The following is a 12,260-nucleotide window of genomic DNA, read 5'->3' on the forward strand; positions in this document are numbered from 1 at the left end:
GGAATTAAAAATTATAAATTAATTATTTCAATTATTAATAATTAAGATGGGTTGTTTGAGAATAACATCAACATAAATTATGTTATTAAGCTATGAGTTTAACAAATCTAAATTTTAGTTCTGGCTTCTGCTATAATTTTTTCTAATTGAGTTTGTAATTTGCCATTAGTAATCAAATCCTCTGCCATAGTTAAACCTTTTTCCATAGAATCACTAACGCCGCAACGCCAAAGATAAAAACCGCCATTTAAAATACTGCTAGTAATTAAAGTTGATTTTTCTCCTCTGATAGTTTTAATTAATTCAGTAAAATATTCTTGATGATTAGATAACTTAATATCGTTGCTTTTTAAGCCATAATGTAAAGGATTTATTTTTAAATATTCATAACCTTCTTCACTATTTTCATTATCAATAACAATAATATTAGTTTGCTCTAATTTTAAATCTCCACTACCTTCTAAACCCTTAATTAAAGTAAATTTTTTGACTTTCCTCAAGTTTAAAGCCTCTCTAATCATCTTTTCCGTAGGAGGATGCACATAACCAGCGATAAGATGACTTTTTCCTTCATAGGGTTGCCAAATCAGCTCTAAAGTCGCAATGGGAGGGCGTTTACCGATTTCTTCTCGATATTGTACTAATTTATGAGCAACAGAGAAATGTTGAGGTAAATAAAGAAAACCGAAGTTAGTCTGATTTAATAAATTTTTTACTTGAATTAATGATAAATTTGTCACATCTAATCCTAAATTTGCCCAAATTTCTGCCAAAGTTAAGCCATATTTAGTGGGCATTTTTGTGCCACCGTGCATTAAAACTGAAACTCCTACTGCTGATAAAATTAAAGTCGTAATAGGAGAAATAGGTGCACTTCTTGTTCTACCATCGTAGGGAATACCAAGAATAGTGAGAGGATATTGACTATTCTCTATACTTGGTAAAGTTACACCTAAATTAGTATAAGCATCTAACATTCCAGCTAATTCTTCTCCTGTAGGGCGTTTGATGCGATGGGCTATTAAAAAACCACCAATTTGAGCGGGAGTAGCAATACCTGTTAGCATCATCTCTAAAGCTAAACTGGCTTCTTCACGGCTCAAATTTTTATGGGTATGCGCACCACTACCGACTTTTTTTAATAATTCTCTAAATTCACTACTCATGATTCATTAACTGATAAGTAAAATCAATGCTATATAAGTTAATCATAAAATTAAAGTAACTATAAAGCAATGATTAGGATGTGATGAAAAAGTTTTTTAGTGAGGATAGGGAAAATGTTTATAAGTAAAGTTAAAAAATCCCACAGGAAAATTAAGGATTAATTCCTAATTATTAATAGTTTTACTGGCTAAATAAGCTAAATAAAAACAAATACCAGCATTAAGTAATAAGAAAATTTGGGAAATTAAACCATAACCTAATCCCCACACTAAAGGATTAATAAAAGCTGTAACTATTAAACAAGAAGTAACCCCTAAAGTACAACCAATAGCTACCCATTTGAGTTGTTGATGACTTAAAAATAAAGCAAGTAAAATAAAGGGAATTAACGCACTAGCAAAGAAAGGATTTAAACTATTTGTACCCATTACTACATTACCTAATTCTGGTACAGAACTGCCCATTAAACGAAAAGGCCATTGAGGCAAATCAAACAAGTATAATCCTTGGAGGAAAAATAAACCACTGCTACCTGTGACTAATCCTGTGGCGAGGCTTAGATTGAAAGTAAGATAATTACGCAAAAACCAAGCTAATAAATATGATCCTAAAACCATGCCCAATTTAGGTAATAAAGTAATTGTACCACCATCAATCCAAAACCCTGGGTTTAAATAACCACTGTTTTTCAACCATCGTAAAAAGTCTCGTGGACTAATTTGCCCTTTTAATGCTAGTTTAACCCCTTGCGCCGCATCTAATTGTCCTGCACCATAATGATTTAAAGGATCTTTTTCTATTTTACGGGCAGATTTGATTAAAATTTCTCGTACTTCATCGGGATTTTGGATACCTGTGGATTTAATTAATGCCGCTACTCCTGCCACATGGGGTGCTGCCATACTTGTGCCTTGGAAGCCAATAAAAGTTGGTTGTTTATTTTCTCCTGTGATAGTTTCTTGAATAATTTTCCCTGTTTCACTACCTCCGGGGGCGGAAATATCTACTCCTGCACCAAAATTAGAGTAAGGTGCTTTTTCACCGATAGAATCTGTAGCTGAAACGCTGATTACTAGAGGATAACGAGCGGGAAATGAAGCACTATTGCGGTTTTCGTTACCTGCGGCGGCAATAATCACTACTCCTTTGTCATGGGCATATTTAATCGCATCTCGCATTAATTGGCTATCTCCACCACCACCTAAACTCATGTTTATCACATCGGCTTTATTATCAGCCGCAAATTTTATGGCTTCGGCTATATCAGCAATTGTGCCACCATTTACTCCTAATACTTTTAAGGGCATTATTTTCGATTGATAAGCTATTCCTGCTACTCCGTAATTATTGTTAGTGGATTGGGCGATCGTACCTGCAACGTGTGTTCCGTGTCCTACATTATCTTGAGCATCAACTTTATTATTAACAAAATCATAGCCTTCAACGAACTGAGTTTGCTCTAAATCTGGCACTTTAGTAACGCCAGTGTCAATAACTGCAATAGTTACCCCTTCTCCTTTGGTGTCTTCCCATGCTTGTTCTATATTGATACTACGCAAATTCCACTGTTGAGTATAAGCAGGATCATTGGGAACTTCTAAACTATGATAAATATAATTAGGTTCAATATATTCTACTTCTTGTTTGAGGGGAGATCTTTTTAATTTCTTGAGAGTTTTTTTATCACCTTGAACGATATAAACTTTTTCTTCTTCAGAAAAAATACTATTTAAAATAGGTATTTCTTGAATTTTTGAAGTGATAAATTCTATGTTTTTTTCTAGGGCTGTAGTAGGAATATCTTGACGGAAATTAATAATAATAGAATCAAATTCTCCTTGATTTGCTAATCCTTTAAAATTAAATAAAGCAAATCCTAAACCTATTAAAAAGACTGAAAGAAGTAATAGTTTTTTCATAGTAATTATGGTGCGGTAATTATTCCACCATTATAAACCTTGACCTCAAAAGTTACTAACATTTACTATAATTTTTTTATATTTTAACAGAAGCATTTATCAAAAAAATAAAGCTCAAAATGGTACAATAAAAAATTTATAATCAAGAACTATGACAAAGTATTGGATATTGAATGAAAATGTAATCTATATCTTGAAACGCTTATTTCAAGGACTACTCACTTTACTATTAGCATCAATATTGAGTTTTGCTATCATTCAATTCGCACCGGGAGATTATCTTGATAATTTGCGCCAAAATCCAACTATTTCCCAAGAAACCATTGAAGAGTTAAAAATTCGCTTTGGCTTGGATAAATCTCCCTTAGAGCAATATTTATTATGGTTTAAGCAAGTGATTACCAGATTTGACTTTGGTGAAAGTTTCGTCTATTCTCGATCAGTATCCAGTCTTATTCTCGAAAGAATCCCCGCAACCTTACTACTAGCTTTTACCTCTATCATTTTAACATGGGCGATCGCCTTACCACTAGGAATTATTAGTGCTGTTAAACAAAATACTGTAACGGATAGAATTTTAAGAGTAATTAGTTATTTTGGGCAAGGATTTCCTAGCTTTATTACTGCATTATTATTATTAATTTTAGCTCAAAATGTTGCCCCAATTTTTCCCGTTGGCGGTATGACAAGCATTAATCATAATGAATTATCCTTCTGGGGAAAAGTTACAGACATAAGTTGGCATATGATTTTACCTACTATTGCTCTAAGTATTACCAGTTTCGCAGGATTACAAAGGCTTACCAGAGGACAACTTTTAGATGTATTGAGGCAAGATTACATTCAAACAGCAAGGGCAAAGGGATTACCCGAGAATCAAGTCTTATATGTTCATGCTCTGCGTAATGCCATTAATCCTTTAATCACTCTATTAGGCTTTGAATTTGCGAGTTTATTAAGTGGCTCATTTATCGCTGAATATTTCTTTAATTGGCCCGGATTGGGCAGGTTAATATTACAAGCAGTACAAGCTCAAGATTTATATTTAGTTATGGCTAGTTTAATGATGGGGGCAACTATGTTAATTATTGGTAATTTAGTTGCTGATTTATTATTAAAAATAGTCGATCCACGAATAAAATTAGATAATATTGATAGTTAATACTATAGGTTGACACTCCATCGGGCTAAAGCCACGAGGATTCTTTAGAGGAGATAACCGAAAATGTCAGTTATTGCTCGTAACAACCACATTGCCGTACCGTACCGTAGTACTAACACAACAGCAGTCCACAAGGCGGAGTCAATCGCCACTACACTGTTAGCTTTTGCTTTCAGTTTACTTTCAGGGTTATGCTTTTCACTCGTTTAACGTCTTTGCTTGTAGGGGCTGAGTCTGTAGTGCATTGCACCGAGTACCATTTCGGTAACTCATCTTTTCAACAGGTGTCCCACCACTAGGAGTCTCACCTACCGTTTTAAGGTCTTTGTGGCACAATATTTATATTATCAAATTAATGCCCTAAAGGGCAGGGTTTCAGACCCACGATTTTTTGATGAAAATAAAATATAAAGTATTTACTGAAATCTATAAGCTCGATGAATCTACAAATTTTTATATGATCTAAATTGCTTTAGATGAATATATTGATATTTTTCATAAAAGAGATCCATATCCTTTTAAACGTCGAGAAATTGATCCAGATTTAGAGATTTATTTGGAAACAAGTTCTTCTGAAATACCATTTAATTATCCTATTGAATTATTTTTTGTTCTTCTTAAAGGAAAACAAGATGAAAATATAGAAGAAGAATTTCCTATAGATTTAGAACTTTTTTTTTTTCAAAATATATCTTTTAAAAAGAAAACAATTACAAATGAATAAACGCATCGCTTATTATTTTCTAATTAGTTTTATTTTATTAGGAATAACTACAATTTATTCAGAAAGTTATGTTTCTTTTCTGCCATCTATTTTACTTCAAGAACTTGTTATTACTGGATGGTTTTTTGTTTGGGAAGCAGTTTCTTTAATCTTTTTTGACAGTCTTGATTTTTATCACCGTTATCGAACTTATAAAAGATTATATAATGCTCTTATAATTTTTAAAGAACAAAAATAAATATTGTTTTTTTTACTATAATATAAATACTAAATATTAACTTAAAAATTGATCAAAAAATAATCATATAAAATATTTAAGATTATTAAAATCTATTATTATTTTCATTAAGAATAGGTTTCTGTTATTAAAAAACTGATTAAAATAAAAGCAGAAATAATAATCAAAAATATTAATATTCCTCCGGGTAAAAAACCTAATAGACCAAATCCTCTCAATAAATACAAAAGAATAGTTAAAGGAATTATTATTATTATTGATAAACGTAGTTTTTTATTAATTATCTGAATTTTTCTATTCATAAAAATAACTCAAATAGATGGAAAATTAAATTACCATACTATTTTTATCATATTTTGTTTGTAAATCTTCACAATTATCGGCTCACACTCAGTTTTTTTTGAGTATTTATACTTATTCAATCTCTTGGGATCAAGTATTGTAGCAATTATTAACAATTCACTTGTTTAAACTCTTTTTTCGTAACATTTCAACTATTTTATAAGAATAATTACTTATAGGCGATCGCTACTATAAACTTCTCAGGCTATATTTTATAAAGGTTTTAAGGAATGTATCAATATTTATTCATATTTTTTTGTTTTTATATTATATTAAAATAATTAAATAAGCAAAACTTTAAAATTAAGTAAAATTATCTTTAATAGTGAATTAAAACTAAATAAACTAATTTTTACTAATTTAAACTCTAAAATGCTTTGTTTTAATACCTAAAATAAAACTTATACCCCTTTTCATTTCTAAAAAATTAGTCAATAATGCAATCAGTGCAAATAAATCAGGAATTATAAAAACATGACTTTGACATTAGCAGTTTACGGAAAAGGCGGTATTGGCAAATCCACCACCAGTTGCAACATTTCTACAGCATTGGCAAAAAGAGGTAAAAAAGTATTACAAATTGGGTGTGATCCAAAACATGATAGCACTTTCACCCTTACAGGCTTTTTAATTCCCACCATCATTGACACATTGCAAGAAAAAGATTTCCACTATGAAGATATTTGGGCGGAAGACGTTATCTATAAAGGTTATGCTGGTGTTGACTGTGTAGAGGCTGGTGGTCCTCCTGCGGGTGCTGGTTGTGGTGGTTATGTCGTAGGTGAAACCGTAAAACTGTTAAAAGAGTTAAACGCCTTTGATGAATATGATGTGATTTTATTTGACGTATTGGGTGACGTGGTATGCGGTGGATTTGCCGCACCTCTAAATTATGCTGATTATTGTTTAATCATCACTGACAACGGTTTTGATGCTTTATTTGCCGCCAATCGTATCGCCGCATCTGTCAGAGAAAAAGCGCGCACTCATCCCTTAAAATTAGCTGGTTTAATTGGTAATCGCACCTCAAAACGTGACTTAATTGATAAATATATTTCCCATGTAGCAATGCCTGTATTAGAAGTATTACCCCTCATTGAAGACATCCGAGTATCAAGAGTCAAGGGTAAAACTTTGTTTGAAATGGCAGAAAAAGATCCTTCTTTAGATTACGTTTGTGATTTTTACTTGAATATAGCTGATCAAATTTTAGCTTTACCTGAAGGAGTGGTGCCTAGTGAAGCCCTTGATCGTGAATTATTTGGATTACTCTCCGATTACTACTTAAATCCTCCTGCGGATGCGCCTAAACAAGAAAAAGACGAATTAGAGTTAATGATGGTTTAATTCAATTAGAAATTAACAGTAAGCAATTAACAATTATTTTTATCTTTTTAGTGTATGGGAATTGTGGAAGATTTTGAAGAATTAAAACCTATTTTACAAGAGAAATGGTTAAATTTTTGTGAGCTTAATTTAACTTGGGTTAATAGATTTGCTTTATGGGAAAAAGATAAGCAATATTTAGAAGCAAAAACTATATTATTAATTTTAATTAGTCTTGAGCCAAAATTAGGTCAAAAAATGCAAGACTTTCACAAAGTAACCACATATATGAAAATGGATTTTCCTAATTCTTCTAAATGGCTAGATATTCTAAATATATCTAATAATAAAAATCAGCTTAATCAACAAGTTGAAGAAAGAGCTAAAAATAAAATTATTGAGCCTTCTTCACCCTTAGATGATTTTCGGAAACAAAACCTCTAAAAAATTCTCTTTTGATAAGTAAGTGAGTAAAATTAATCAATGCCCTTTATTTTTCTCAAAGCTTTGGTAACAATGGGTTTAAACCTATTGCCTTTATACAATTAATTTTGCATGAGTATTTTAACAAATTAAGACTATGAATAATCCCTCTAAATTATTTTCTTAGCTTAGGCTATCACTAACCCAAACGGATAAAAATAAACATTATTAATTAGGAGTAAAAAACCATGACATTAGCTCAAGAAAAACCCGCTACCCCCGAATTAAATTTTGAATGTGAAACAGGCAATTATCATACTTTTTGCCCCATTAGTTGCGTAGCTTGGTTATACCAAAAAATTGAGGATAGTTTTTTCCTCGTTATCGGCACTAAAACCTGTGGTTATTTTTTACAAAATGCTATGGGTGTTATGATATTCGCTGAACCTCGTTACGCTATGGCTGAATTAGAAGAAGCTGATATTTCTGCCCAACTTAACGACTATAACGAGTTAAAACGCCTTTGTGACCAAATTAAGCGCGATCGCAACCCCAGTGTAATCGTTTGGATTGGTACTTGCACCACCGAAATTATTAAAATGGATTTAGAGGGAATTGCCCCTAAATTAGAAGCCGAGTTAGGTATTCCTATTGTAGTCGCTCGTGCTAATGGTTTAGATTATGCTTTCACCCAAGGAGAAGATACGGTTTTAGCTTCTATGGCAAATCGTTGCCCGAAGGAATCGGAAGTAAAACAGGAAGCGGAAAAAACTGAGCGTAATGCTATTCAAAAATTGATGAATTTTGGCAAAAAAGCGGAAGATACTAACCATAATGAAGAATATCACAAACATCCGCCTTTAGTGTTATTTGGTTCATTACCTGATCCTGTTGTTACCAATTTAACCTTAGAATTAAAAAAACAAGGGGTAAAAATTGATGGTTGGCTTCCTGCAAAACGTTATACTGAGTTACCCGTTATCGATGAAGGTTATTACGTTGCAGGGGTGAATCCTTTTTTAAGTCGCACAGCTACTACTTTAATGCGTCGCCGTAAGTGTAAATTAATTGGCGCACCCTTCCCGATTGGCCCAGATGGCACTCGTGCATGGATTGAGAAAATCTGCTCTGTGGTTGGAGTTGAGCCTCAAGGGTTAGCTGAAAGAGAAGCCCAAATTTGGGAAAATATACAAGATTATGTGGATATTATCAAAGGTAAGTCAGTTTTCTTCATGGGCGATAATTTACTCGAAATATCTCTCGCTCGTTTCCTCATTCGCTGTGGTATGACTGTTGATGAAATTGGTATTCCTTACATGGATAAACGTTATCAAAAAGGTGAGTTAGATTTTCTGGCTCAAACTTGCCAAGAAATGGGGGTAAAAGTACCTACTATTGTGGAAAAACCTGATAACTATAACCAATTACAGAGAATCAAAGAAATTAAGCCTGATTTAGTGATAACTGGCATGGCACACGCCAATCCGTTAGAAGCTAGAGGAATTAACACAAAATGGTCTGTGGAGTTCACTTTTGCCCAAATTCACGGTTTTACTAACGCTCGTGATATTCTTGAATTAGTAACACGTCCTTTACGCCGTAATAATAACTTAAAAGATTTAGGTTGGAGTAAATTAGTCAAAGAAGAAGCGAAAATCTAATTTTTAATTATCCTAAATAGAAGTCTCTAATTTTTAAAATTAGGGGCTTTTTTGTTATATTTATAGTATTAAGATTTAGTTAAACAATTATTGATAAAATTCTCACAAAGGTTTAAAGAAACTAAGTGTTATTCTTTCTAATTATAATAAAATAGGTAAAGCTTATGATAGTAAAAACTAAGACTAATTGACAAGAATTATACGAAATTGATGATTATTTATGGATTCAAGAAACTATTAATTTATTAAAAGAAAAAAGTTTAATGAGTTGGATTTAGATAATTTAATTGAAGAACTAGATGACTTAGGTAGAGAAAGAAAAAATAAAGTAGAGAGTTTATTAAGACAGATTATAATTCATTTACTTTGACTTCAATATTAGGAAGCTGAAAATACTAAAAATGGTTGTCATTGGAAAGCTGAAATAACAGAATTTAGATTTCAATTAAATAGAATATTAACCAAAAATTTTTACAATTATTTAAGTGAAGAATTTGCTTTAATTTATCAAAATGCTCTTAAATATGCTCAACGAAAAACTAATTTAGATATTTTTCCTAATCAATGCTTTTATACTCTAGATCAATTATTAGATGAAGATTGGTTTCCTTGTTAAAATTTATGCCAGATTTTTCCCCTGAATCCCCAATATTACCTCAGTTTGACAGAAGAAAAGTCGTGAAAACGAGACAGGTTGACAAGTTGACAAGGAAACAGGTAGAAAAATTCTTAATATTTGTACATTTTTAAAAGAATTTTATTGACTCATAAAAAATACAATCTCCCTGTTTTCCTGTCAACAAGAGTCAGTCATTATCTATTTTTTATCGAATTCAGATAATATTGGGGACTTTTTTATCAATCTAAAGTGCGACAAGCCACACACTGAGTTAATCTTTGTTTGAAGGAATCATAGGGAATTTTATCAATAATTTCCGCCGCAAAAGCATCCATCAATAAATGTCTAGCATCATATTCATTTAAGCCACGACTGCGTAGATAAAAAATTTCATCGGCTTCTAATTGACTTACCGTTGCACCATGCGCACATTTTACGTTATCGGCGGTGATTTGTAACTCAGGTTTAGTGTTAATCCTAGCCTTTGATGATAATAATAAATTACGGTTGAGTTGGGAAGCATTAGTTAATTGTGCTAATTTAGGAACATAAACTTTACCGTTAAAAACACCACGCCCAGAATCATCGATAATAAATTTATGAAGTTGATTGACGATTCCATGAGGTTTACTTAAACTCACTTCACTATGGGTATCACCGATTTGCTTACCCTGCAACATCGTTAAACCGTTAAGATTAGTTTCCGTTTGTTCTCCTTCTTGTTTAATATGGAGATTATGACGATATAATTTAGCTCCTAAACTAATTTCGTTAATGGTATAACTACTATTTCTAGCTTGAGATACCGTAGTTTTGGCAATATGAAAACCGTCTCCTGATTCTCTTTGAATGCGAGTGTGATTTACTTGTGCGTTATTTTCAAGGTAAACTTCGGTAACAACATTTGTAAAATAATATTGTTGTTTTGCAGAATCTGAACATCCAGAGGCGATCGCTCCATAATATTCGATAAAATTAAGATTAGAATTGGCTTCCGCTACGACTAAAATTCGAGGTTGAGTAAAACTACAAAAATTATCTCTAGCAGTCAGGTGTAAAAGATGAATAGGAAGATTAACCTTGCTGTTTGCCTTTACCCAAATTATAAAACTATCAGTAATTCCAGCGGAATTTAAAGCAGTAAAAACTTCATTTTCAGGCTCATTTTTGCTTAAATAATCATGAATTTTAGATATATTATTACTATCTAAATTAGCTAAATTTCCCACATAAATATCATTAGATAATCCTGAAATATCTGATAAATTGGCATCATAAAAACCGTTAACAAAAACTAAACGAGAATGAGATGCTTCTTTGAGAATAAATCCATCTAAAACAGTTGAATTTAACTCATTTTTTGTTGCTAAAAACCAATCTTGTTTTTGTAAATCTGATAAATCAGTAAACCGCCAATCTTCATCTTTATCCGTAGGAATATTTAATTTAACAACTTTATTCGCTCCTTGTTGACGAATTTCTTTGACAAATTTAGCTAAATCACCGTTAAAATTGAGAGGTTGATTTTCACTAAGTTGTAATAAACTACCTAAATAAGCATCTTTTTTTTGCTCAAATGTATCAGGTTTCAAAATTGCAACAGTATTCATAATTAATTAGTAATTGGTGATGAAAGAAGAAAAATAAAAAAGAATAGAAAAATTTATTAATTGTTAATTGATTACTAATTCTTCTTCTTCCAAGAAATCGTAACCTTTTGCTTCTAACTCTAAAGCTAATTTTTTATCACCACTCATGACAATTTTTCCTTGATACATTACATGAACAAAATCGGGAATAATATAATCAAGTAACCGTTGATAATGAGTAATCAATAAAAAAGCGTTTTCAGGTTTACGTAATTGATTAACTCCTTCAGAAACAATGCGCAAAGCATCAATATCTAAACCAGAATCTATCTCGTCTAAAATTCCTAAAGTTGGCTCAAGTAATGCCATTTGTAAGATTTCGTTGCGTTTTTTTTCCCCTCCAGAAAATCCTTCATTTAAACTTCTAGCTAAAAAAGCAGAATTCATTTTTACTACTTCTAACTTTTGCTCGACTAAATCTTCAAAATCAAAAGCGTCTAATTCTTCTAAACCTAAATGTTTGCAACGGGCATTATAAGCTACTCTTAAAAAATCTAAATTACTAACGCCGGGGATTTCTAAAGGATATTGAAAAGCTAAAAAAATACCAGCTAATGCTCTTTCTTCAGGCTCTTTTTCTAGTAAATTTTCACCTAAATAGATTATCTCACCTCCTGTTACTTCATACTCAGGATGTCCGCTTAATACTTTGGAAAAAGTACTTTTACCCGAACCATTACGCCCCATGATAGCATGTATTTCACCTGCTTTTATTTCTAAGTTTACACCTTTTAAAATCGGTATGCCATCGACACTTGCAGTTAGGTTACGAACTGATAATATAGATTGAGTCATAATAAATAGAGTGTCAGCTTTGATTGACTGATATTGAAGTTACATTTAAAATTTTTCTGTCAATCTATTTTAGGATACTTTAGCAACAATTTTGTTGTTTAACTCCGAAAGTGATAAAAGAGGTTAGTCAAACCTTATTAGATGAGGTGTTGATTTTTTCTCATTCATAATCTAGTAGAAAATTTTTGCCTAATTTCTTCTCTTAAATTTTTGCTGAGTAATTGTTAATATAATC

11 protein-coding genes and 1 pseudogene are annotated in these 12,260 nt (G+C 31.8%); 7 read left to right on the forward strand and 5 right to left on the reverse strand.

Features of this window, described 5'->3' with window-relative positions; translation table 11 throughout:
* Positions 1-107: 107 nt before the first annotated feature.
* On the reverse strand, positions 108-1,166 hold the full coding sequence (locus GM3708_RS14800; protein ID WP_066348553.1) for an anthranilate phosphoribosyltransferase family protein: 1,059 nt from the start codon (positions 1,164-1,166) through the stop codon (positions 108-110).
* A gap of 165 nt (positions 1,167-1,331) precedes the next feature.
* Positions 1,332-3,086 (reverse strand): S8 family peptidase, encoded by a 1,755-nt coding sequence (locus GM3708_RS14805; RefSeq protein WP_066348554.1) that lies wholly within the window; start codon positions 3,084-3,086, stop codon positions 1,332-1,334.
* A 151-nt stretch (positions 3,087-3,237) separates the two neighbouring features.
* Here GM3708_RS14805 and GM3708_RS14810 point away from each other — a divergent pair, with 151 nt between their 5' ends.
* From GM3708_RS14810 to GM3708_RS18400, 3 genes are all read left to right on the forward strand, one after another.
* Positions 3,238-4,248, forward strand: a complete 1,011-nt coding sequence (locus tag GM3708_RS14810; RefSeq protein WP_066348556.1) for an ABC transporter permease — start codon at positions 3,238-3,240, stop codon at positions 4,246-4,248.
* A gap of 556 nt (positions 4,249-4,804) precedes the next feature.
* Entirely contained in the window at positions 4,805-4,972 is a 168-nt protein-coding gene (locus tag GM3708_RS18745) for a hypothetical protein (RefSeq protein ID WP_158505882.1), read from the forward strand.
* Positions 4,965-5,210: a hypothetical protein gene (locus GM3708_RS18400; protein WP_066348559.1), complete on the forward strand. Its 246-nt coding sequence runs from the start codon at positions 4,965-4,967 to the stop codon at positions 5,208-5,210. The genes GM3708_RS18745 and GM3708_RS18400 overlap by 8 nt, the downstream gene beginning before the upstream one ends.
* Positions 5,211-5,317: 107 nt before the next feature.
* Here the strand turns inward: GM3708_RS18400 and GM3708_RS14820 are convergent, their stop codons facing one another.
* Positions 5,318-5,512, reverse strand: a complete 195-nt coding sequence (locus GM3708_RS14820; RefSeq protein WP_066348560.1) for a hypothetical protein — start codon at positions 5,510-5,512, stop codon at positions 5,318-5,320.
* A gap of 514 nt (positions 5,513-6,026) precedes the next feature.
* On the opposite strand from GM3708_RS14820, the gene bchL reads away from it, so the two are divergent.
* The 4 genes and pseudogenes from bchL (at position 6,027) to GM3708_RS18905 (ending at position 9,578) form a co-directional block, all read left to right on the forward strand.
* Positions 6,027-6,899, forward strand: coding sequence for a ferredoxin:protochlorophyllide reductase (ATP-dependent) iron-sulfur ATP-binding protein (gene bchL / locus GM3708_RS14825; RefSeq protein WP_066348562.1), 873 nt, complete (start codon positions 6,027-6,029; stop codon positions 6,897-6,899).
* A 54-nt stretch (positions 6,900-6,953) separates the two neighbouring features.
* On the forward strand, positions 6,954-7,322 hold the full coding sequence (locus tag GM3708_RS14830; RefSeq protein ID WP_066348564.1) for a hypothetical protein: 369 nt from the start codon (positions 6,954-6,956) through the stop codon (positions 7,320-7,322).
* 227 nt (positions 7,323-7,549) lie between these two features.
* The gene (locus GM3708_RS14835) at positions 7,550-8,962 is read left to right on the forward strand and encodes a ferredoxin:protochlorophyllide reductase (ATP-dependent) subunit N (protein ID WP_066348566.1); all 1,413 of its coding nucleotides are present in this window, start codon (positions 7,550-7,552) and stop codon (positions 8,960-8,962) included.
* 206 nt (positions 8,963-9,168) lie between these two features.
* Positions 9,169-9,578, forward strand: a pseudogene (locus GM3708_RS18905) (DUF29 domain-containing protein).
* Between the two features lie 242 nt (positions 9,579-9,820).
* Here the strand turns inward: GM3708_RS18905 and sufD are convergent.
* Together sufD and sufC are read right to left on the reverse strand one after the other, a co-directional pair.
* Positions 9,821-11,191, reverse strand: a complete 1,371-nt coding sequence (gene sufD / locus GM3708_RS14845) for a Fe-S cluster assembly protein SufD (protein ID WP_066348568.1) — start codon at positions 11,189-11,191, stop codon at positions 9,821-9,823.
* 63 nt (positions 11,192-11,254) lie between these two features.
* Positions 11,255-12,025, reverse strand: a complete 771-nt coding sequence (gene sufC / locus GM3708_RS14850) for a Fe-S cluster assembly ATPase SufC (RefSeq protein ID WP_066348570.1) — start codon at positions 12,023-12,025, stop codon at positions 11,255-11,257.
* Positions 12,026-12,260 lie beyond the last annotated feature (235 nt).

Origin of the sequence: Geminocystis sp. NIES-3708 (assembly GCF_001548095.1) — a bacterium.
In the GTDB taxonomy this organism is placed as follows: Bacteria; Cyanobacteriota; Cyanobacteriia; order Cyanobacteriales; family Cyanobacteriaceae; genus Geminocystis.